Annotated in this window: 21 protein-coding genes, 1 tRNA gene, 1 other RNA gene and 1 pseudogene; 11 read left to right on the forward strand and 13 right to left on the reverse strand. The window is 56.5% G+C overall.

Features of this window, described 5'->3' with window-relative positions; translation table 11 throughout:
* Positions 1-33: 33 nt before the first annotated feature.
* Positions 34-110, forward strand: a tRNA-Met gene (locus ACTF5F_RS07795).
* 67 nt (positions 111-177) lie between these two features.
* Positions 178-1,590 carry an FAD-binding oxidoreductase gene (locus tag ACTF5F_RS07800; protein ID WP_438956310.1) on the forward strand — a complete coding sequence of 471 codons (1,413 nt, stop codon included), beginning with the start codon at positions 178-180 and terminating at the stop codon, positions 1,588-1,590.
* On the opposite strand, the gene hemC is transcribed toward ACTF5F_RS07800, so the two are convergent.
* A complete protein-coding gene (hemC, locus tag ACTF5F_RS07805; protein WP_438956311.1) occupies positions 1,587-2,540 on the reverse strand; it encodes a hydroxymethylbilane synthase in 954 nt (317 codons plus the stop codon). The two genes, ACTF5F_RS07800 and hemC, sit on opposite strands and share 4 nt — an antisense overlap.
* Before the next feature lie 77 nt (positions 2,541-2,617).
* Here hemC and hemE point away from each other — a divergent pair, with 77 nt between their 5' ends.
* Positions 2,618-3,652 (forward strand): uroporphyrinogen decarboxylase, encoded by a 1,035-nt coding sequence (hemE, locus tag ACTF5F_RS07810; protein ID WP_438956312.1) that lies wholly within the window; start codon positions 2,618-2,620, stop codon positions 3,650-3,652.
* Positions 3,653-3,987: 335 nt separating this feature from the next.
* On the opposite strand, the gene hemF is transcribed toward hemE, so the two are convergent.
* The gene (gene hemF / locus ACTF5F_RS07815; RefSeq protein WP_438956313.1) at positions 3,988-4,878 is read right to left on the reverse strand and encodes an oxygen-dependent coproporphyrinogen oxidase; all 891 of its coding nucleotides are present in this window, start codon (positions 4,876-4,878) and stop codon (positions 3,988-3,990) included.
* A 269-nt stretch (positions 4,879-5,147) separates the two neighbouring features.
* Here hemF and ACTF5F_RS07820 point away from each other — a divergent pair, with 269 nt between their 5' ends.
* On the forward strand, positions 5,148-5,360 hold the full coding sequence (locus ACTF5F_RS07820) for a hypothetical protein (protein ID WP_438956314.1): 213 nt from the start codon (positions 5,148-5,150) through the stop codon (positions 5,358-5,360).
* Here ACTF5F_RS07820 and ACTF5F_RS07825 read toward each other — a convergent pair whose 3' ends face one another.
* From ACTF5F_RS07825 to clpS, 3 genes are read right to left on the reverse strand one after another with little or no spacing between them, the layout of a single operon-like run.
* On the reverse strand, positions 5,361-6,167 hold the full coding sequence (locus ACTF5F_RS07825; protein WP_438956315.1) for an SDR family NAD(P)-dependent oxidoreductase: 807 nt from the start codon (positions 6,165-6,167) through the stop codon (positions 5,361-5,363).
* Positions 6,168-6,211: 44 nt separating this feature from the next.
* Complete coding sequence (locus ACTF5F_RS07830; protein WP_438956316.1) at positions 6,212-7,186, reverse strand: class I SAM-dependent methyltransferase; 975 nt, start codon at positions 7,184-7,186, stop codon at positions 6,212-6,214.
* A 21-nt stretch (positions 7,187-7,207) separates the two neighbouring features.
* Positions 7,208-7,549, reverse strand: coding sequence for an ATP-dependent Clp protease adapter ClpS (gene clpS, locus ACTF5F_RS07835; protein ID WP_438956317.1), 342 nt, complete (start codon positions 7,547-7,549; stop codon positions 7,208-7,210).
* 350 nt (positions 7,550-7,899) lie between these two features.
* On the opposite strand from clpS, the gene ACTF5F_RS07840 reads away from it, so the two are divergent.
* Entirely contained in the window at positions 7,900-9,306 is a 1,407-nt protein-coding gene (locus ACTF5F_RS07840) for a D-alanyl-D-alanine carboxypeptidase family protein (RefSeq protein ID WP_438956318.1), read from the forward strand.
* Here the strand turns inward: ACTF5F_RS07840 and ACTF5F_RS07845 are convergent.
* From ACTF5F_RS07845 to ACTF5F_RS07865, 5 genes are all read right to left on the reverse strand, one after another.
* The gene (locus ACTF5F_RS07845; RefSeq protein WP_438956319.1) at positions 9,295-10,899 is read right to left on the reverse strand and encodes an ABC transporter ATP-binding protein; all 1,605 of its coding nucleotides are present in this window, start codon (positions 10,897-10,899) and stop codon (positions 9,295-9,297) included. The genes ACTF5F_RS07840 and ACTF5F_RS07845 overlap by 12 nt on opposite strands.
* Positions 10,896-12,005 (reverse strand): ABC transporter permease, encoded by a 1,110-nt coding sequence (locus ACTF5F_RS07850; protein WP_438956320.1) that lies wholly within the window; start codon positions 12,003-12,005, stop codon positions 10,896-10,898. Before ACTF5F_RS07850 ends, ACTF5F_RS07845 begins: the two co-directional genes overlap by 4 nt.
* Positions 12,006-13,082, reverse strand: a complete 1,077-nt coding sequence (locus tag ACTF5F_RS07855) for a microcin C ABC transporter permease YejB (RefSeq protein ID WP_438956321.1) — start codon at positions 13,080-13,082, stop codon at positions 12,006-12,008.
* Positions 13,083-13,097: 15 nt separating this feature from the next.
* Positions 13,098-15,017, reverse strand: a complete 1,920-nt coding sequence (locus ACTF5F_RS07860; protein ID WP_438956322.1) for an extracellular solute-binding protein — start codon at positions 15,015-15,017, stop codon at positions 13,098-13,100.
* A gap of 176 nt (positions 15,018-15,193) precedes the next feature.
* Positions 15,194-15,727 (reverse strand): c-type cytochrome, encoded by a 534-nt coding sequence (locus tag ACTF5F_RS07865; RefSeq protein WP_438956331.1) that lies wholly within the window; start codon positions 15,725-15,727, stop codon positions 15,194-15,196.
* Between the two features lie 131 nt (positions 15,728-15,858).
* On the opposite strand from ACTF5F_RS07865, the gene ACTF5F_RS07870 reads away from it, so the two are divergent.
* Entirely contained in the window at positions 15,859-16,701 is an 843-nt protein-coding gene (locus ACTF5F_RS07870) for a prephenate dehydratase (RefSeq protein WP_438956323.1), read from the forward strand.
* Here ACTF5F_RS07870 and ACTF5F_RS07875 read toward each other — a convergent pair.
* A complete protein-coding gene (locus ACTF5F_RS07875) occupies positions 16,698-17,165 on the reverse strand; it encodes an SRPBCC family protein (protein ID WP_438956324.1) in 468 nt (155 codons plus the stop codon). The genes ACTF5F_RS07870 and ACTF5F_RS07875 overlap by 4 nt on opposite strands.
* A 12-nt stretch (positions 17,166-17,177) precedes the next feature.
* Positions 17,178-18,119, reverse strand: a complete 942-nt coding sequence (gene nudC, locus ACTF5F_RS07880; RefSeq protein ID WP_438956325.1) for an NAD(+) diphosphatase — start codon at positions 18,117-18,119, stop codon at positions 17,178-17,180.
* 170 nt (positions 18,120-18,289) lie between these two features.
* Between nudC and ACTF5F_RS07885 the strand changes: the two genes are divergently transcribed.
* The 4 genes from ACTF5F_RS07885 to rsgA all read left to right on the forward strand — a co-directional run bounded on the left by ACTF5F_RS07885 (position 18,290) and on the right by rsgA (position 21,313).
* Complete coding sequence (locus tag ACTF5F_RS07885) at positions 18,290-18,634, forward strand: hypothetical protein (protein ID WP_438956326.1); 345 nt, start codon at positions 18,290-18,292, stop codon at positions 18,632-18,634.
* 12 nt (positions 18,635-18,646) lie between these two features.
* Positions 18,647-19,993: a 5'-nucleotidase C-terminal domain-containing protein gene (locus ACTF5F_RS07890; protein WP_438956327.1), complete on the forward strand. Its 1,347-nt coding sequence runs from the start codon at positions 18,647-18,649 to the stop codon at positions 19,991-19,993.
* Between the two features lie 26 nt (positions 19,994-20,019).
* Positions 20,020-20,117: signal recognition particle sRNA small type (ffs, locus tag ACTF5F_RS07895), an RNA gene on the forward strand.
* A 161-nt stretch (positions 20,118-20,278) separates the two neighbouring features.
* The gene (gene rsgA / locus ACTF5F_RS07900) at positions 20,279-21,313 is read left to right on the forward strand and encodes a ribosome small subunit-dependent GTPase A (protein ID WP_438956328.1); all 1,035 of its coding nucleotides are present in this window, start codon (positions 20,279-20,281) and stop codon (positions 21,311-21,313) included.
* Here the strand turns inward: rsgA and ACTF5F_RS07905 are convergent.
* Positions 21,310-21,858 carry a phosphatase domain-containing protein gene (locus ACTF5F_RS07905; protein WP_438956329.1) on the reverse strand — a complete coding sequence of 183 codons (549 nt, stop codon included), beginning with the start codon at positions 21,856-21,858 and terminating at the stop codon, positions 21,310-21,312. The genes rsgA and ACTF5F_RS07905 overlap by 4 nt on opposite strands.
* A gap of 48 nt (positions 21,859-21,906) precedes the next feature.
* On the opposite strand from ACTF5F_RS07905, the pseudogene ACTF5F_RS07910 reads away from it, so the two are divergent.
* Positions 21,907-22,215: pseudogene (locus tag ACTF5F_RS07910) on the forward strand (DNA polymerase III subunit gamma/tau); the annotation flags it as partial.

Genomic DNA, 22,215 nt, shown 5'->3' on the forward strand with positions numbered 1-22,215 from the left:
CGCGCCCATTGCTTAATCGGGCCTTCGTGGTGCGGCGCGGTAGCTCAGCTGGTTAGAGCGCGCGACTCATAATCGCGAGGTCGAGAGTTCAAGTCTCTCCCACGCCACCACCAAATCCCAAACGAGCCTTTTCAACCTTTGTTGTGCGGATTAGCGTCCCACCGAGGGAGGCCGTTTATGGATCATATCACTGCGTTACAGGACATCGTCGGGGCCAAGTTTACTGTCACGGGCTCTGATGCCGACAAATGGCGTCAAGACTGGACGGGGGACTATGTGGTGAACCCTTCCGTCGTAGTGCGGCCTGCAAGCACGGATGAGGTCGCGCAGGTGATGCGCTATGCGCACGCCCACGATCTGCCCGTTGTGCCAGTCTCCGGCCATACGGGTCTGACCGGAGCCACGGCCAATGATGGCGCAGTGATGCTATCAGTAGACCGATTGAATCAGATCGAGCAGATTGATGTGGAGGGGCGGACGGTGACGGTCGGCTCCGGCGTTGTGTTGCAATCGATCCATGACGCGGTCGAAGCGCATGACCTGATTTTCCCGCTTACCTTTGGTGCAAGGGGCGCAGCCATGATCGGTGGGGCGCTTTCGACAAATGCGGGTGGGTCCAACGTTGTGCGCTATGGCAACACGCGTGATCTTTGTCTTGGGATTGAAGTGATTCTGGCCGATGGGCGGGTGATGAACCTGATGTCAGCGCTGCATAAAGACAATTCCGGCTACAACCTCAAGCATCTGGTCATCGGGGCTGAGGGGACGCTGGGGATCATCACCAAGGCTGTGTTGAAGCTGTTCACCAAGCCTAAAGCCTATGCCACAGCGATGGTCGCGACACCATCCATTGCTGATGCGCTGACCCTGCTGCACCGCATTCAGGATGAGACGGGTGGCGCGGTGGAAGCGTTTGAACTGATGACGCGGTCTTACATCGACTTGCACTTGCGGCAGACGCCGGACGGCAAAGAACCTTTTGCGGAGCCGTTTGAGACCAACATCATGGTCGAAGTGGGCGCGACCTCAGCCGAAGACGCGATGGTGCAAGAGTCCGGTCAAACTCGTCTGTCAGAAAAATTAGAAGCGACATTGGGCACGCTTTTGGAAGAGGGCGCCATGCTGGATGCGGTTGTTGCCCAGAACGAATCGCAGCGGGCGGAGATGTGGGCACGGCGGGAGGCCGCGGGGCACATCGGATACTTGGACGGACCGCGCGTGGATACCGACATTGCGGTGCCTTTGGATCAGGTTGAGCTTGTGATCGCAGGGATTGGGGAGAAGATTCGCAAGATCGACCCCGGCGCATGGGAAGTTGTCGTCGCGCATTTGGGGGACGGGAACATCCACCATGCAATTTATCCCAAGGACACAGGGCCGGAGATGTTCGATAGCTTTGTCGAGGCTGTTGAAGATACCGTTCAAGAGGTCGGTGGGTCGTTCAGTGCTGAGCACGGGGTTGGGTTGTCAAAACTCAAAACCATGACACGCCGGAAAGATCCGGTGGCTTTGGCAGCGATGCAGGCGGTGAAGAAGGCGCTTGATCCGAAGGGTATCCTGAACCCCGGCAAGGTGATCCCGCCGGTTTAAGCCCCGTCGCGATGGGCAAAGAACCCTGGCCCCGCCCAACTCAGGAGGCGAGAGGCCATTTCCTGACCCAAGGCTTCGCCGTCTTCAATTGGGGCGGTAGCGTCGTCGGAGAACACCTCCGACCCGTCTTCGCGCAGGATTTCGCCGCGCAGTCGGAGCGAGGAGCCATCGAATTCCGCAAGGCCACCAATCGGTGTCTCGCAAGATCCGTCCAGTCGCGCCAAGAATGCGCGTTCGCAGGCCAGACGTTGCCCTGTAGAGGTGTCATGGATCGCAGCAAGCATGTCGGCAGCGCGGGTGTCGGACGCGCGACGCTCTATCCCGATGGCCCCTTGGGCCACTGCGGGAAGCATGTCTTCAACCTTAATTGGTGTCTTTGGCACCTCATCCAGACCGAGGCGATTGAGACCCGCCATCGCCAAGAAAGTCGCGGTAGCGACCCCGTCTTGCAGCTTTTTCAGGCGTGTTTGCACGTTTCCGCGAAACTCCACCACGTTCAGGTCGGGCCTGCGTGCCAATAGCTGTGCACGACGGCGGAGGGAGGAGGAACCGACAGTCGCGCCCTGTTCCAAATCCCGCAGACCTTTGCCTGCGAAAGAGACAAACGCATCACGCACATCTTCGCGCGGCAAGTAAGTGTCGAGCAGCAGGCCATTGGGCTGAACTACGGGCATGTCCTTCATCGAATGTACGGCGATATCAATGCTGCCATCGAGCAGCGCTTCTTCGATTTCTCTTGTGAAAAGGCCCTTGCCCCCTATCTCCCGCAAGGCGCGGTCCTGAATGATGTCACCGGTGACTTTGATCACGCAAATCTCAAACGCATCTTCTTGCAAATCGAAGGCGGTCATCAACCGGCTGCGGGTTTCGTGCGCCTGCGCCAAAGCAAGGGGTGATCCACGCGTTCCGATCTTGAAAGGTGCGGCGGAAGTAGGCAGATCGGTCGTCATTCAGGCGTTCCCAGAGTGTCAAGAAAACTTGACATTGTTTGATGTACTTGGGACGACATACCAAAGAAGGACCAAGTATGACCACTGAAAAAACGATTTTGCGCGCTCTGGCAGGGGAAACGCTTCCGACACCGCCGATTTGGATGATGCGCCAAGCGGGCCGTTATCTGCCCGAATACAAGGCCACACGGGCCGAAGCCGGTGATTTTCTGTCGCTTTGCTACAATCCAGAGCTTGCGGCAGAGGTGACGCTGCAACCGATCAGGCGGTTTGGGTTTGATGCGGCGATTCTTTTTGCGGATATTCTGCTGCTGCCACAGGCGCTCGGCATGGATTTGTGGTTTGAAACGGGTGAAGGTCCACGCCTGTCAACGATCACAAAAGCCGATGATTTGTCTGTCCTGAAACCGGTGGATGAGATTCATGAGACGCTGAATCCGGTCTATGAAACGGTTGGTATCTTGTCAGAGGAGCTGCCGAAAGAAACGACGCTGATTGGGTTTGCCGGCGCACCTTGGACAGTAGCCACCTATATGATCGCGGGTCGCGGCACGCCGGATCAGGGACCAGCTCACAAGTTGAAAGCCAAAGATCGCGCCACGTTTGAGGCTGTTATTGACCTTTTGACCGAAGGCACCATCGCGTATCTGTCGCGCCAGATAGAGGCCGGAGCAGAGGTCGTCAAAATTTTCGACAGCTGGGCCGGATCCCTGCAAGGTGATGATTTCAAATCATATTCTTTGGAGCCCACGCGCAAGATCACGGAAGCGATCAAAGCCAAACACCCGGGCGTCCCCGTCATCGCTTTCCCGCGCGGCGCGGGTGAGGGGTATGTTGGAACCCATTCCGCGACAGGTGCGGACTGTATCGCGCTCGACGATGGTGTGACCGCTGAATGGGCAGCGGCAAATTTGCAAACCGGTGGCTGTGTGCAGGGCAACCTTGCATCCTACCACATGGTGTCTGGTGGTGATGAGCTGGTCTCTGAAACCAAGCGGATTTGCGAGGCGTTCAGTCAAGGGCCGCATATTTTCAACCTTGGGCACGGAATTACGCCCGATGCTGACCCCAAAAATGTCGCAATCATGATCGAGACTGTACGCAATTCATAACTTCCTGGGCGGGATGTGAATGCGTAGAGTAATTAGATCTTTGATGGTCGGTGTAACCGGCCTGGCTTATTGTTTGATGATGGCGGAGTCTTTGGCATCGGCAACTCCGGCTGAACAACGGGCGTTGGGGCCTGATCACACACGGATCGAACGGGTTGAGATGCAGCTCAGCAGTTCGCAAACGCGACGGAGCTTCCGCCCCATCTTATACGCGCACAGCTTTTGGCAAAGACCGAGGGGCACAGCCTAGAACATTCGCTTGGTGCTAGCCAAACGGCGACGAACGTCCCGACCAACCATCGTGAAATGGGCAGTGCCATCTTTATGACGGTGAATCAGACCCACTTGGCCATCGGCGGCAGACTCATCAAAACAGCGTTGGCATCATGCCCTGTTGCGAGGCCGAATTTCGTGCCGCGGTCGTACACCAAATTGTATTCCGCGTAGAGGCCGCGATGCACAAGCTGCGTGTCTTTGTCGGCCTCTGACCACGGTGTGTTCCGGCGTTTTTCCACCAGCGGTACGTAAGCGGACAGGAAGGCACGCCCGATGTCTTGCGTCAGCGCAAAATCAGCCGCCCAATCGCCCGTGCACCGATCATCCATAAAGATGCCCCCGACGCCGCGTGCACGATTGCGGTGCGGGATGTAGAAATACTCATCCGCCCATGCTTTCAGCTTCGGATAAAGGTCGGCCCCATGCGGGTCGAGGTGGGCTTTCTGCGTATTGTGGAAATGCGCGGTGTCTTCGTCGTATTCGATACATGGGTTCAGGTCAGACCCACCGCCAAACCACCACGCATGAGGCGTCCAGAACATGCGGGTGTTCATGTGCACGGCAGGCGCATGGGGGTTCTGCATATGGGCCACAAGCGAGATGCCAGAGGCCCAAAACCGCGGATCATCTTCCATCCCCGGCACGCCGCGCGCAGCCATCGCCTTTTGCGCGGCGGGGCCAAGTTCACCGTAGACTTCGGACGTGTTGACACCAATTTTTTCGAACACGCGACCGTTTCGCATAACGGACATGACACCACCACCTGCGTCGCTGCCATCGTCAGCGGTACGTTTGGTTTCAGTTCGTTCAAATACGCCAGCGGGTTTATCCGCCGTTGGGCCTTCGGTCTGGGATTGCTCCAACCCTTCAAACCCCGCGACGATTTGGTCGCGCAAATCGGCAAACCATGCGGCCGCTGTTGCTTTTTCTGTCTCAAATCCGCCTAACATGGACCATTTTCCGTTTGATATTGTATAATAGGGTCATTGGCCCCTTTGTCTCCGCCAACGTCTGCGAAAGTCGCGATTAGATCAACCCGGAGAATTCCATGCGTCTGCCACTTATTGCTTTTCCACTCCTCCTTGCTGCCTGCGCGTCACCGCTATAGCAGTGCACATCCTCAGCCCAGCGGGAACTGAGGACTATTGACCGGCTCGTGAACGAGACGCGGGGCAATATCGCACGCGGCTTTGCAATTGCGGAGCGGGAATAAGTGGTTGTGCGTGATGGTATCTACACGGGCGAATCTGAGGACGGCGTTGAGTGTGAGTTCAAGTGCGAAAAGACCGATGTTAAAACAGTGCGTGAGCCAATTGCGATTGACCTGAACGCCGAACAAGCAAAGCTGGCATCGCTTGAAAAGCGCCAGCGCCAATTGCAGGACACAGCGTTAGCGCAGATCGCACAATGCCGCGCCATTCATCCAGAGTGATCAGTGCGCCGCAACCCCAGCTGGATCAAGCAGGGCGCGGCCGCCATCAACGGTGACGATCTGACCGGTCACAAAACTGGACGCGTCTGACGCCAAATATTGCGCAGCGTCTGACACCTCGCTTGCGCCACCAATGCGGGCGAGCGGGGTGTTGCGGACGATAGGGTCGCGCAGTTCTTCGTCCTCAGCCAGACGGTCTTGCAGGCTTGCGCTCATCACAGAGCCAAGCGCGACCGCGTTCACGCGGATTCGCATTGGGGCGAGCGCGACGGCAAGGCTGCGCGTCATTTGGTCGAGTGCGGCGTTGCTGACCGAATAGGCGAGCAAGTCTGGGTGAGCGCGGTTGGCCGCGATGGAGCTGAGGTTCACAATGGATCCACTGGGCGCATCGCTGTCCCCGTCCTTGGCCTGTTTGATCATCCGGCGCGCCACCGCTTGACTAAGGCGCATCGCGGTCAACAGGTTCTGTTGCAGAAGATCGTCCAAAGACGTGTCATCCGGATCAAGGGGATCAGTTGTCATGACCTGACGGCTGGCATTCACCAGAATATCCACGCGATCAAACGCATCAACGGTGGCGGAGATCAGATTCTTGATCGTCAGCTTCTTACGCAAATCACCCGCGAAGAAACGGACGTTTTCGTCGTCTTCCGCTTCATCGCCAATCTCATGAAGTAGCTTTTCTTCATCCATGTCGGCGAACATCACTTTCGCCCCACCCGCTGCAAAATGCCGCCCAATCGCTAGGCCGACGCCGTTTGCAGCACCTGTGACGATGACTGTCTTGCCAGCCACGGAATAAGACATGATGTCGACCTCCGACGTTCCTCGAGTCGTTACGCTAACCGATTTTAGAGCGTCGGGCGAGAGGCTTTGAAGAGCTTGAAACCACCAGTTGTGGCAAGGGGTGTGACCTGCCGGAAGCTGTCAGAAAGCGTTTGTTCATAGGGCAGATGGCGGTTGGCCACCATCCAGAGCGTCCCATTGGCGGTCAAGTTGTGTGCCGCTGATCGGATAAAGTCCTGACCAAGGCGCGGATCCCCGTCACGGCCAACGTGGAACGGCGGGTTCATGATGATGGCACCGTAAGCCGTGCTGGATTTGAAGGTCGTCGCATCGGCCCAATGGAACGCGGCGCGTGGGTCTTTGACGTTGAGTTCTGCACAATCAAGGGCGAGCGCCTCCGCCTCGATCAGATCGAGCGTTTCGACGCCTTCTTTTTTTATGATGCGAGAGGCGAGATAACCCCACCCTGCCCCGAAATCTGCGACCCTTGTGGGCAACGTGTCGGGAAGCGCGTCCGCGAGAAGTTTGGAGCCTTGATCGACGGACCGATCCGAAAAGACACCGGGCGCGGTATAGAACCCATCAGGACCGATTTTACGGCCTCCTGACAGCCAATCGCTGAGGGCGTCGGTCCCTTGAAACCAGAAAATTCGACCATGGCCCTTTGACACAGACGGCAAAGGACCCAGGATCTTGCGGCACGCTTTGAAAATACTGTCGATGCCGTCCGTCTTGGCGCCATCTACCACCACCATATTGGAGCGTTGCGCCGCATCCGCCACAAGCGCACGGGCGTGTTCCTTGTAGCGTGGGACGGAGATGATCGTGACATCCGCCTCCACAGGATCGGTAGAGACTGCGTAGCCTGCCGTCTTCCAGCGGTCGTGGTCGGGAAAAAACGTCTCCACCACGGTGGTATCATGGTCGCGGAGCACGGACATATCGAACGCCTCAACGGGGCGAACGACCGATGCTTTGCCAACAGGCAGGGTCAGGACACCTTCGTCCAAGGCGGTGCGGATACGGGATGTGACGGCCATCGGGATTGAACAGCGGGACCGCTATTCCTTCTCCATCGTGCATTGCAGCGGGTGTTGATGACGCTGGGCGAAGTCCATAACTTGCGCGACCTTGGTTTCAGCAATCTCGTGACTGAAAACGCCAACGACCGCGACGCCCTTTTTGTGGACAGTCAGCATCAGCTCAAACGCTTGCGTGTGGGACATGCCAAAAAAGCGTTCCAAGACCATTACCACAAACTCCATCGGGGTGAAGTCGTCGTTCAGGATAAGCACTTTGTAGAGCGGGGGCCGTTTTGTCTTTGGCTTGGTTTCTAGTGCAACGCCAACATCGGAGTCGTCGTCAGCGGACGATTTGGTCATCATGTGGACGTTGATAGACATGGTTGCAGGCACGTTCCCGTTTATGCGGTCTGGCTGCTTAATATAAGACTGACGAGCCGCAAGAAAAGCCCTGACATGGTGAACAATCGCAGCGTCTTTCTGATTGTTTGCAATCATTCGCGCTTGCGCCTCGATGCACCACATATTGATGCAAGCGAAGTCGCCACAACTAAATATAGCCAAAGTGCAGCAAAACCACAGCATTTTCCTTTTAAAATAAGGGGTTTGCGCAAATGGGGGCCTGTGTTAATTTGACAATTAAAAATAAAGGCCACTGGAAAAATTCGGGGCCGTTGAGGCAGATTTGTGAGGCAAGCGACGTGATAAGTCGTATGGGACAGCTGGCCCGAATGAGGGCTATTCATTTCCTTCTGTGTGTTGTGATGGTGTTTGCGCCGGTTCAGTCTTTTGCTGCGCCCTATGCCGCGATGGTGATGGACGCGCGGACGGGCGAAGTGCTCCACTCTCGCAACGCCGATACCCGTCTGCACCCTGCTTCGCTGACCAAGATGATGACCCTCTACATCGCGTTCCAAGCGGTACAGCGTGGTGAGATCACGCTGGATACGGAGGTGACAATCTCCCGACTGGCGGCTTCCGAAGAGCCTTCGAAACTGGGCCTTCGTGCAGGGCAGAAAATCCGTTTGCGGTATTTGCTGCGCGGGGCGGCTGTAAAATCCGCCAATGATGCGGCGACCGCGATTGCGGAGGCGATCTCCGGCTCAGAAGAAGCCTTTGCGCGCCGGATGAACCGCACAGCGGCAGCGATGGGTATGCGCAACACCACGTTCCGCAATGCGCATGGTTTGACCCAACGCGGGCACATGTCGACCGCCCGCGATATGTCGATCTTGGGGCGGCATGTGATTTATGACTTCCCACAGTATTATAACCTCTTCTCCCGCCGGACGGCGGATGCGGGTGTGCGGACGGTGCGGCACACGAACTCTCGCTGGCTTGACAGCTATGAAGGTGGGGACGGGATCAAAACGGGCTATACCCGCGCGGCGGGCTTTAACCTTGTCGCATCCGCCCAGCGCGGGCAGGAGCGGGTGATCGCAACGATGTTTGGTGGCTCGTCGACCGCCGCCCGTAACAAGCGGATCACGGAGTTGATGGACATGGGCTTCAACCGTGCACCAACCCGTGCGACGATCAGACGCCCGCAACCGCCGGCAGCGACGCCAGACGGTGGGGCAAAGACGGTGCGTGTGAGCGGAGCAATCACCCGCAGTTTGCGTCCTGTCGCGCGTTCAAATGGCGCGGCAGAGACCATTGAAGAACTGCTGCTCGCAGTAAATACCGATGATATCGCTGCGGCATTGGCCGAGGCAGTCGAAACCGCCGCCGTGACGCCAGAACCGCGCAACACAGTCGCCCACAGCGTGGTGCCACAAGCCCGTCCAGCGGTGCAGGAAACCGAAGTGGCGCAACTCGTCACGCAGGCGGTGACCCCCATTGTCACGCCCATGCGGTCTGATGTGCAGGAAATCGTCACGCGCATTTCCACCTCCGGCGGACGGCATTGGGGTATAAACATCGGGCGCTACCCCTCGCAGTTCGAGGCGGAAAGCGTGCTGCTAAAAGTCGCGCTAAATGAAATGAGCTCCCTCAATGGGTCATTGCGCCGTGTTGTGCAACGCTCTGGCGGATTTGATGCGAATTTCATGGGTCTGACGCGCGAAGGCGCTGATTTGGCCTGCCGCCGCTTGCAGGCACGCGGCACGTCCTGCTTTATGATTGGATCAGACAGCTAGCGACACGCTTCCGTCAAAGGCGGCTGCCATCAGTTCCTTAGTGTAGTCGGTTTGTGGCGCGTCGAAGATTGCGGCTGCATCACCTGCTTCGACCACATCACCTTGCTTCATCACCATCACCTTGTGCGATAGCGCACGGACGACTTTCAGGTCGTGACTGATGAAGAGGTAGGCCAAGCCGTAGCGTTCCTGTAATTCGCGCAAGAGCTCAACGATTTGCACCTGTACTGTCATGTCGAGGGCAGAAGTCGGCTCATCCAAGATCACCAGTTTCGGGCGCAAAATCATCGCGCGTGCAATCGCGATCCTTTGACGCTGGCCGCCTGAAAACTCATGCGGATAGCGGTCCATCATGGCGGGGTCGAGGCCTACCTCCGTCATAATTTCAGCCACCAACTCCCGCTGATTGCGGTCAGGATCGACGCTATGGATTTCAAGACCCTCCGCAATGATCTGCTCGATCGTCATGCGCGGGCTGAGGCTGCCAAAGGGGTCTTGGAATACGATCTGCATGTCGCTGCGCAACGGGCGCATTTGCCGTTGGCTGAGGTTGTGGATGTCCCTGTCTTGGAAAGTGATCCGCCCTTCGGATTGCAAAAGCCGCATGATGGCGAGGGCAAGCGTGGTCTTGCCTGAACCCGACTCCCCTACAACTCCCAAGGTTTCCCCCGCCCGCACGGTCAGCGTCGCGCTATTGACGGCTTTGACGTAGCCCACTGTGCGCTTCAACAGGCCACGCTGGATCGGGAACCAAATGCGGAGCGCGTCGGTAGAGACGATAAGTTTGGCGTTCTCTAGCACCGGCGCGGGCAAGTCGCCTGATTCAGCTGCCAGAAGCGTTTGCGTGTATGGATGCTGTGGGTTTGCGAAAATTTCGGCCGTTGGGCCATGCTCAACAATCTCACCGTCCTTCATGACGCAAACGCGGTCGGCGATCTTGCGCACGATGGTCAGGTCATGCGTAATGAAAAGCATCGACATGCCGACATCGCGCTTGAGATCCGCCAGCAAATCAAGGATTTGCGCCTGAATGGTCACGTCGAGCGCGGTTGTCGGTTCATCGGCGATCAAGAGGTCGGGACCATTGGCCAAGGCCATGGCAATCATGACGCGCTGACGCTGCCCGCCAGACAGTTGGTGCGGGTATGACCCCAAGCGGGATTTCGCATCACGAATGCCAACTTGGTTAAGCAGTTCGATGATCCGGTCGCGCACTTTGGCCCCGCGCAGACCTTGGTGCAGTTCGATGGACTCGCGCAGCTGCTTTTCCAGCGTGTGCAGCGGATTGAGGGAGGTCATCGGCTCCTGAAAAATGAAGCTGATGTCGTTGCCACGGACGCGCTGCAACTCCGCCTCGGGCGCGCCGACCATTTCGGCACCTTCGTAGGTAATGGAGCCGTCGACGCTAGCGCTGTCAGTCAAAAGATCGACCGTCGACAGGGCCGTGACGGATTTGCCGGAGCCAGATTCACCTACGAGTGCGACCGTCTCCCCCTTTTCCACGTGGAAGGAAATGCCGCGCACAGCATGGGTCACTTCACCGTCCTGCCGGAACCGGACGTGCAAGTCTTTGACGTCGAGGACGCGGTTCATGTGAAGGTCTTTCGTGGGTCGAAGGCGTCGCGCACGCCTTCAAAAATGAAGACGAGGAGGGACAGCATAATCGCGAAGGCAAAGAAGGCCGTGAAGCCCAGCCACGGCGCTTGCAGGTTCTGTTTCGCTTGGAGCGTCAGTTCACCCAAAGATGGGGCGGAAGACGGCAAGCCGAAGCCCAAGAAGTCCAGCGTCGCCAAGCCACCGATTGCGCCGGTGATGAGGAAAGGCAACATGGTCAGGGTCGCCACCATCGCGTTGGGCAGAATGTGGCGGAACATGACGGTGCGGTCGCTGACGCCCAATGCTTTGGCTGCGCGGACATATTCAAAATTGCGTGCGCGCAGGAACTCGGCACGGATCAGCCCCACAAGCGCGGTCCAGCCGAAAAGCACCGTCAGGAAGACAAGGAGCCAGAAACTTCGCCCCAAGATCGCGGTCATGATGATGATGACGTAGAGCGACGGCACACCGCCCCAAATCTCGATGAAACGCTGGAAGAAGAGGTCCGTCTTGCCACCGAAATAACCCTGCACAGCGCCCGCGATGATCCCGATGATCGAGGAGGCGACCGTGACGATGATCGCAAAGAACACCGACAAACGGAAACCATAAATCACCCGCGCCATGACATCACGCTTGGTGTCATCCGTGCCGAGCCAGTTGTTTGACGATGGCGGCGCGGGCGCGATGCCGCCCACATCCACGATAGTGCGATAGTGGTAAGGAATAATCGGCCAGATTGTCCAACCTGCCTCAAACCCTTCAATGTCGACCGTTTCGCCCGCTTCCACCTGTGCGATCAATGCCTCCGGCATGTCGAAACATTCGACCAAGCCGCCGGTGACGATCAGGCATTCGACCTCCGGGTCGCCATAAATCGCTTCGGTCTGGAAATCGCCACCGTAGTCCTTTTCCGAATAAAAGGTCATCACCGGAACGCGCAACTCCCCCCGATAGGACACGAGGATCGGTTTGTCGTTCGCAATGAACTCCGCAAAGAAGGTGATGACGAACAACACTGTGAAAATTATGAGCGACCACCAAGCGCGGCGGTTGCGCTTGAAGTTTTGCAAGCGGCGGCGGTTGAGGGGAGACAATTGCATCTATCCCCTCCCCTCAAAATTAATGCGCGGATCGACGAAGACGTACATCAGGTCGGAGATGATGCTGATGACCAGTCCTAGAAGGCCAAAGGCAAAAAGCGTGCCAAAGACCACGGGGTAATCGCGGGCGACCGCCGCCTCGAACCCCAGTCGGCCCAATCCGTCGAGCGAGAAAAGCGTTTCGATAATCAGTGACCCGCCAAAGAAGACGGAGATAAACGCCGCTGGAAAGCCCGCGATGATGATGAGCATCCCGTTGCGGAATACATGGCCGTAGAGGACACGCCGTTCGCTGAGGCCCTTCGCCTTCGCCGTCATGACGTATTGTTTGCGGATTTCATCCAAGAAGCTGTTCTTGGTCAGCAAGGTCAGCGTCGCAAACCCTGAAATCATCATCGCGGTGATCGGCAAGATGATGTGCCAGACGTAGTCGAGGATTTGTTGGATGAGTGTGAAATCCTCAAATCCGTCGGAGGTGAGGCCGCGCAGCGGAAATATCCTGTAGTACGATCCACCCGCAAACAGCACGATCAGCAAGATCGCAAACAAGAACCCTGGGATCGCGTAGCCCACGATGATGAGGCCAGATGTCCACGTGTCGAAACGCGACCCATCCCTCACCGCTTTTCGTATGCCCAGCGGAATTGAGACAAGATAGGCTAGTAAGGTGGTCCATAGGCCGAGGGTGAGCGAGACGGGAAGCTTTTCCAGCACCAGATCAACCACGCTGATCGACCTGAAATAACTCTCCCCAAAATCGAAGCGGATGTAGTTCCACATCATGTTGAGGAAGCGTTCGAGCGGCGGCTTGTCAAACCCGAACTCACGTTCGAGTTCTTCTATGAACTCCTTCGGCAGACCCTTCGCGCCTACATATTCGCTTTCGCTTGCCGTTTCCGAAAGTTCGGAGCCACCACCCGAGATGGCTTCAAAGACATCGCCGCCGCCTTCCATCCGCGCGATGATCGTCTCAATCGGGCCGCCTGGCACAAATTGCACAAGTGCAAAGTTGATGATCATGATCCCAAGAAGGGTTGGTATCACCAGCAATAAGCGGCGAAGGATGTAGGCTCCCATCGATTTGATACCTGCTTAGAAGGCGCCAGCCGCTTTGAGGGCCTCAGCCGCTTCAGCGTCGTACCACCAGAAATCCAGGTTTCCGAGCGCGAGCGGTGGAAGCGGATCAGGATAGCGGAACATGTCGTAGTAGGCGACCGTGTGAACGTCCTTCTGCCATTGTGGGATCCAGAAGCCTTCACCTCTCAGCACACGGTCCAACGCACGGGTGGCAGTGTTCAACTCCTCCAGCGTAATGGAATTGATGACAACAGGCAGCAGTCGATCAACCGCTTCAGACCGCAACCGCATTATATTGCGAGAGCTGTCATCGGCTGTCTCAGACCCAAACCATTGGCGCAGTCCGGAGCCGGGCTCATAGCCTTGGCCAAGTGAGTGGTTCACAAGGTCGAAGTCACCGGACCGGCGCCGTTCAACGTATTGGGACGTGTCCACCCGCTCCAACTTTGCATCGACACCAAGTGCGATCAGGTTCTCGATGATCGGGTTCACAATCCGGTCGAATTGAGGCGAGAACTGTAGAAAGACTGCAGTCAACGTCTCACCATCCTTCATACGCACCCCATTTTCACCTGGAAACCAGCCTGCTTCGTCCAAAAGGGCGGAGGCGGCACGCAGATTGCGGCGATCAAGCGGGCGGTCTGTGGTGGCTGACACGGGGCCGATCACCGGCTCTGACGTCAGGATTGACGCATCGAGCAGGCCCTCATCGACCAATGGCTGCAGGATAGCCACCTCTTCAGCGCTTGGAATACCTTCCGCTTTCAAATCGGAGAAATCCCAAAAGGATTCAGGCCGTGCGTAGAGGCCGTAGAATAGGGATTCGTTCATCCACTCAAAATTGACCATCAAAGAGATCGCTTTACGGACCCGCGGGTCTTGCCATTCTTTGCGGTCTAGGTTGAACACGAACCCTTGGCCTGAACCGATGGATCCGTCGGGCAATTCTTCAACCTTGACCCAGCCGCTTTCACGCGCGGGAAAATCATAGCCTGTGGCCCATTGTTTGGAGCTGTTTTCATTACGGAAGGTGTAAGCACCAGACTTAAAGCCTTCAAATGCCGCAGAGCCATCGGCAAAGTATTCGACGCGGATCGTTTCGAAGTTGTTGCGGCCTTGGTTGATGGGGACATCGGTGCCCCACCAATCAGGATCCTTGCGATAGACAATGCGGCGGTTGATATCAAAGGAGTCGAGCAGATATGGACCCGTGCCCAAGAATGGCTCCAATGATGCTTCGTCCAAGCGTGTTTCTGTTTCCTCAAACCACGCCTTTGAAAAGACCGGTGTGCCACCTGCAAACCCAACAACGTCGCGGCGCGGTGCTTCTTCGGTGAATGAAAACTTGATCTTGTAGGTGTCCAAAACTTCGACATCAGCAATATACTGGCTGACTACGTTACGGTATTCGACGATCCCTTGCTCTTGGAACAAGTTGAATGTGAATTCGACGTCTGCTGCGGTCATTGGTGAACCGTCGGAGAATGTGACGTCATCGCGGATGTAAAAGATCACCCAATCGAGGCTTTCGGGGTATTCAATCGTTTCACAGAGATAGCAATAGCTGCCATAGGGATCATCAGCGGTGCCAACCAGCATGTTTTCGTAAGGCAGTTGGTTGAGACTGGCAGGGCTTCCCGCACGGGCGTATTGGTTGAAGCTATCAAAGTTGCCCTGCGCCCACACAGCGATCTCACCACCTTTAGGCGCATCGAGATTGACGTAGTCGAGCGGCACATTCGGCCCGTATTTCAACTCACCAAAATTGGTGTAGCCGTGGCTCACGATGATAGTTTCGTGGCTGTCTGCCAGCACGTCCTGCGCCCACAGTGCGCCACCGGCGAGGATGGCAGTCCCCAGCAGGGCTTGTTTCCATTTAAGGCCGCTCCGCTCGGCAGCGCGGCTTTTCACGGCAGAAACAGGGCGATTCTTCATGGGGCTCTCCGGTTCGTGGTGACTTTGTAGTGATAAGATGAAGCTAACGACGCGTTTGGCAAATTTTCAAGTTGAGATTCTGTGAACAGAGCGTGAATGCACCGTGCGTTGCCCAATTTCGAACGAAAAAAGCCGCCTCAGGCGAGACGGCTTTCAAAATCAAGGGTGCCAGTCGATCAGTCGTCGAGGTTGTCGAGATATGCGATCAGGTCTGCGCGGTCTTTTGCTTTGCGCAAGCCGCGATAGTTCATCGCTGTGCCTGGCGCCCAGCCGCCTGGGTTCTCTAGGAACGCAAAGAGGTTTTCAGGGGTCCAAACGTCGGCCACGGCCACAAGGCTGCCTGAGTAGTTATAGCCAGCCTCTGCACCGACGGGGCGGTTCACGACACCGTAGAGTGATGGACCAACGCCGTTCACGCCTGGATCAAGTGCGTGGCATGATTGGCAGTTGCGCCAAACGCCTTCGCCGTCTGAGGCATTTGCGGATGCGAGTAGCACTGCGGGATCGATCGCCTCTTCCACTTCGGCGACTTCAACTTCTTCAGTTGCCACTTCGATCAGGTAGCCCTGTGCATGACCATCACCGTGGTCGCCGTGGTCATCGCCACCGACGTGGTAGATCGTTTCAGCAGCCCAGCCGCCCAGAAGAAAGACCAGCAAAGAGCCGCACAAAGCGCCGCCTGCTTTGGTCAATGTCATTGTGTCGAACATGTCGCGTTTCCAGTCCATTCGATATTTTCGCGCTGTCTACATGGTTCCCAATGACAGTTGCAAGGTATACTGGCGCGACGAAATGCCCAAAATGGGAAAACATCGAGTTTGTCGTTAGGGAGGACGCGTTGATGTCGCAGAAAATCGCGTTTCAGGGTGAATTAGGTGCCTATGGACACGAGGCGTGCATTGCTGCGCGGCCCGATCATGAGCCTTTGCCCTGCCCTACCTTTGTCGATGCAATTGAAGCGGTCCGAAAGGGTGACGCTGACCTTGGCATGATCGCGGTTGAGAATTCGACCTATGGGCGGGTGGCTGACGTACATTCCTTGCTGCCCGAAAGCAGGTTGCACATTGTGGATGAAGCGTTCGTGCGCGTTCATGTGAACCTCTTGGCACCCAAGGGCGCGAAATTGTCAGATGTCCAAGCGGCGTACGGGCATCCTGTCATCCTGCCGCAGTGCGCGCAGTTCCTTCGCGCCAACGGAATCGAGGCGATTGCCAGCACGGACAATGCCAAAGCCGCCCGTGAGGTTGCGGAAAAAAATAACCCGTCACATGGGGCGCTAGCCTCTGAATTGGCTGCAGACATCTATGATTTGGACGTCGTGGCACGCCACATTGAGGATCATGACCGCAACACCACGCGATTCTTGGTAATGAGTCGTGAGCCGGATTTCAAAATCCGTGGCTCACACGGGATGATCACCAGCTTTGTCTTCCGCGTCCGCAACATCCCTGCTGCGCTTTTTAAAGCAATGGGCGGGTTCGCGACCAATGGCGTGAACATGACCAAGTTGGAAAGCTATATGGTCGGCGGCTATTTCACCGCGACGCAATTCTATGCCGAAGTGGAAGGCCACCCAGATGACCACAACCTTCAGCTCGCGCTGGAGGAATTGGATTATTTTACCGATCACCTTGCGCTTTTAGGGGTTTATCCCGCAGCTGCACGACGGAAAGAGAGGGATTAAGAGGCTTCTGCTTTAAACCGCTCTTCGATATCTGACCCGAGATCAGCCACAAGCCGTTTGAAGCGGTTGGTCAGATTCGTCTTGGCCAGCTTGAGCGACTGAAGAAGCAGCCGTGCTGAAAGCGTTTTTGGTTTGATGTCGATCGAGACCGAAATGCGGGTCCGTTTGAGCGATAACGGCACAATTTCCATCACCGTGGTGCCATGCAAGCCAGAAGAGTCAGTCATAACACGCAGTGACATCGTCGGCTTTTTCTCATCAATGCGGGCGCGCATTTTTCGGTCTGTGCCGCGAAAGGTGAACGCGACATCCCATTCGGAACCAACCTTGTAAGGGCCTGTATCCAAACGGCGCACATCCACCCCACGACGAAGGGCTTGGCGCTCATAGGCTTGAAAATCGGTCATCTGTTCGTAGACGAACTCGGCCGATGCTTCGATATCTTCGTTGGTACTAAACTTCATCGGATGACCTGGTCAATTCAACTGATCCGCGAGCCAATTCTTTAGCAAAAAATGCGCGATTGCGCCCTCTCTCGCGGGACTAATGTCGGGGTGTTGCCCAGAAAAGATATTTGCCATTTCCTCCCGCGTGACCCAGATCGCATCTTCAATTTCCACGGGATCGATTGTGATCTCTGTGCTCGTTGCTTCGCCAGAGCAGCCGAACATCAAGGAGGAGGGATACGGCCACGGTTGGCTCGACATATATGTCACGCTTCCCACCCTGACGCCGGTTTCCTCGAACACCTCGCGGCGGACCGCCGCTTCCAATGTCTCCCCTGGCTCAATGAAGCCAGCCAAGAGCGAATACATCCGCTCCGGCCAGCCTGGAGATCGCCCAATCAGGACAGAATTTCCGCGCGTTATCAACATGATGACGACAGGATCGGTCCGTGGAAAATGATGGGCACCGCAAGCCAGGCAGTCGCGCTGCCAACCGGATTTGACGGGTTTGCTCTCCTCCCCGCATTTTGCGCAAAAGCGGTGTGATCGGTGCCAGCCCATAACGGCTTTGGCCGTTGCGGCAAGCTCCGCATCGCGTCGTGATAAGCGCGTGAGATAGCGCCTAAGCTCGGCAAACACCGCGCCTGCATCCGCTTTGGGGTGAACCTGCTCCGTCTTGTCCAAAAAGGTGCCGAGTTGATGGAGGTCTTCGGTGGGTTCCCACGCTGACAAATCGCAAGCAAACACTAGCCCTTTGTCTTCCTCTCCAAGAAGTATCGGATCCCGCATGCTAGCCAAGAGTGGGTGGTCAAAGGACATTCGGGCGAGCGCGCCACCCACAACCAATGGCTTACCCCGCCAAAGGGCGATGTACTCCGCACTTGTAAAGTCATCTTGGGACAAATTCCCTCGACGCTCCGCCACGCGTTCAAGGCCAGAGCCCCCAAATGTCACTTGTTCTGCGATTTTCATGCGCAAGGAATGACAGTTCGGGCCAGAACACGCAATCGGATGCTTATGCGACTTTTTCAGCTGCCGTCCCTTTTACTTTACACATGATTGCGTCATCCAAAGAATACACCTGGAGGGTGATTGATGTGAGTAATTTTCGACTAAGAATTGTGTATACGACAGACTTCCACATGGAGATCTTCAGTTTTGACGACATTTCAGAAAATAAGCTCCCTGATAGGGATATCCAAAAACTTGCGCCCCTTATCCGTGACGAACGCCGCAATGGAGTTTACCTTGTTCTAGACAATAGTGATTTTTTGCAGGGCACCGTTTTGGCGGATGCGTTGACTGGCAGCGTGACGCATCCACTTGCCCAAGAGATGAACGAGATTGGTTTTGATGCGATCACACTCGGAAACCATGACTTCGACTACGTCGTGGATCGACTGCATGATTTCTTAAAACAAGTGGAATCACCCGTTCTCTCCTCAAATCTAACGTGTCCAGAACTTGCTGGCTCATACGTGCGTTGATACATCAAACATGTGTCGGTTGGGACGGGTGGCGACCAAACAGATCTGGCCATTGGCATCGTTGGTGTTTTGCCGCCCCAAACAACAGACTGGACAGGGCTTCAAAACGCGCGGGTGTCCATTGAGGACAGCGTCATTGCGGTTGAGCGTGCAGCGCGTGGCGTGCGCGAAGCTGGCGCCGATATCGTCATAGCTTTGTGCCATTCTGGTGTAGGCGCAATCAAAGCGACGCCGGAGATGGAGCACCCAATTTGGCCGAGCAGCCGTATTGACGGCATTGATGCAATCGTCGCAGGCCATACGCATGAATACATTCCATCAATCAATGACGTACCGGCCTTTGACTTTGGCAAACCGGTCATACAGCCGGGGGTCTATGCCCAAGCCATCGGTATTTTGGACCTCACACTGACGAAAGAAGCGGACTGGTCCATTTCGAATTGGGTCGCCCGCTATCGCTTTGCGTCAGGGGTTGCAGTGCCAAAACCATTAGCCGCGCTCACCATTCCTAGTCGCGTCGATCTACAGAACGGCTTAGACAAAGTGGTCGGGCAAGCAAACCAACCCCTTTTCAATCGCTTTGCTGCATTTGGTCACGATGATGCCGTTCGGTTGGTCAACGAAGCCATCTTTTGCAAGATACGCTCTGGCCTTGTTGGGTCGCAACACGACAAAGTGCTTTTATTGGCGGCCGGATGTTCGTTCTGGACAAGCGGATCTTTGAACACGCCACGGTTACTCCAGACGGACGGCACAGCCTTTCGTGAGCGAGAACTTTATGTATTTGCGCCGTTTAACAGTGGGATTTGCACTGTACGCCGCCCTGGCCAGCAACTACGCGAGTGGCTGGCCAACGCGTCAGCGTTCTTCTCAACAGTTGTTCCAGGAAAAGCAGGTCAAACACTGAACAACAACGGTGTTGCCTTCTACCAGTTGGTTCATATTTGTAGGGTCGAATACGAAATTGACCCCTCCAAACCGCCACATGAACCGAATGCGCTAATCCCCGTCCTCAAATTCCATGAAGATGACCTTTCAGATGAGGACGATGTGATTGTGGCTGTCAGCAGCCATCGCGCGCGCGATGGCGGGGATTTGTTGGCCGCCCCCGATCAAGACATTCTGTGGCGGTGCGACACCGATATTCGATCTTTGGTACGGGACTTCTGCCAATCGCAGGAGGTTATCGATTTAAAGCAGAACTCATTCTGGCGCTTTTCAGCGCTTGCAAGAACGGAGTTGTCCATCGATTTGCCAACCCATTGGCTACCCGAACATCCCGAACCGGATCAAAAAGTTCGGACGGAAAAAATCCCTGGGGGAACGCGGCTGACCCTGAGGTTGCCAGAACTTGCGTAGGCGTCCGGTTGATCTTATATGAGCGGTGAGAGGTTGGCGCGGGCAGGCGCCTCGCCAACCTGGTCAGGTCCGGAAGGAAGCAGCCACAACGAGCCCCGCTTGGGTCGATGTCAGCCTCTCACCTTTGGCACCGGCGCACTGCGCCCCTAAGCGACGGAGATGTTCATGACACTTGCAATGCAACGATCCGTCGTGTTGCGCTGACCTGACATTGCCACTGCGATTGGATGATGTACTGGCGGCTGAATCCAAGCTGCTTTTAGTCGAATACTTGAGGTCATTCCATTGACCAACACGCATTCTCTGATCGACCTCGGCTGGTCTCCGGTCTTTCTATCCCAGCTTGATCTGGACGAGCTTGAAACCACGACACCCGCCCGTGTTAGCCACGTGCATCGCGATCGCGTGTCCGTTTTGACCGAAGACGGATCGATGGCGCTTGTCACTGAAACGGGCACCTCCACAGGCGATATCGCGGTAGGGGACTGGGTGCTGGCCCATCCGAAAGAGCACCGAATTGTGCGGCGCCTTGATCGCAAAAGCACGCTCCAGCGCGGATCGGAACACCACGTTCGCGAACGCCAATTGATCGCAGCAAATATAGACACGCTCTTTATCACTACGTCCTGCAACGCCGATTTCAATGTGGCACGGTTGGAGCGGTATCTAGCGCTGGCACATGATGCCGAGGTCACACCTGTTATCCTGATCACCAAAGCGGATCAGACAGATGATCCTGCGACGTTTGTGGATCAGGCGAAAGAACTGAGCCGTGATCTGGAAGTCTTAGCCCTCAACGCCAAGCAAACCGATAGCGCCGATATGTTGCGTCCGTGGTGTGGCAAGGGGCAGACCGTTGCGCTGGTCGGCTCTTCCGGCGTCGGGAAGACGACGCTCACCAATGCTTTGACGGGTGGGAATGCCGCCACCCACGGCATCCGAGAGGATGACGCGCGGGGTCGGCACACCACGACGGGCCGCAGTCTGCATGCCCTGCCGACGGGGGGCTGGCTGGTGGATACGCCCGGGATGCGGGGGTTGGGGGTGGCCGACGTCAGCTATGGCATCGACGCGACCTTCCCAGAGATTTCCGAATTGGTGGACCAATGCAAATTCCGCGACTGCAAACATGAAGGGGAGCCGGGCTGCGCCGTGACTGCGGCGGTTGAAGCGGGTGACATCAGCCCAGAGCGCTTGAAGCGCTATCAAAAGCTGAAGCGCGAAGACTACTACGCCACTGAAACACAGGCCAAAGCCCACCAGCGGCAGCGCAAGTTCGGGAAGATGGTGAAGGCGTCAATCAAAAAGAAAGGCCGCTAGGTGTCTTTCTTAGCCGCCCAAGCAAACTGCGCGTCAGTCTCAATCGCGCAGGGCCGTACATAGCGTAAACGCTTCAAAGCGGCGCTTGGCTCCGCCCCCAAAGCAACCATCAGACGCAGCACCACCATGCCGGTACGCCCGCACCCCCCAAAGCAATGGACGAAAATCCGCCGTTGCTTGGAAAGCGCATCCAAAAGCTGCGCCTCGATTACGGGCCAAGCGCCATCCGCTGGCGTTCCATAGTCAACGACAGGCAAATGAACCCACCCGATGCCCGCGTCCTCTAATTCCGGCCCAAGCTGGGATACGCCGCACCGCTCCAACTCGTGCTTTTCTGTCAGCGTCAACACTATGTCAGGCGCCCAACGCACTAATGTGGACCAATCGCGTGCATAGTGACCCCCGCGACCGGGCATCCGGCCCATGCCGATTGTGCCGCCACCGACCGCAATCTCTGAAATCTCATAGTCCATCACTGCGGCATACCCCGCACCCAGCGCCAGACCAACATCATTCTGACCCTTGGCCTGTAGACCTCTTCGCACTGACCCCGTAACCTACCACAGTTCGCGCGAATCCAGTCAAGGCCACTCATGTCCGACCAACCCACCTATCAAGTGCTCGCCCGCAAGTACCGGCCAGAGACTTTTGCCGATCTGGTGGGCCAAGATGCGATGGTCCGGACGCTGAGGAATGCGTTTGAGGCCGATCGCATCGCGCAGGCCTTCATGATGACGGGCATTCGCGGCACCGGCAAAACAACGACAGCGCGGATCATTGCTAAAGGCATGAATTGCATCGGGCCAGACGGCAACGGCGGACCGACGACAGACCCTTGTGGGGTTTGCGAACACTGCGCTGCAATCATGGAAGGCCGGCATGTTGACGTGATGGAGATGGAC

Origin of the sequence: Cognatiyoonia sp., from assembly GCF_965661665.1 — a bacterium.
Lineage (GTDB): Bacteria > Pseudomonadota > Alphaproteobacteria > Rhodobacterales > Rhodobacteraceae > Cognatiyoonia.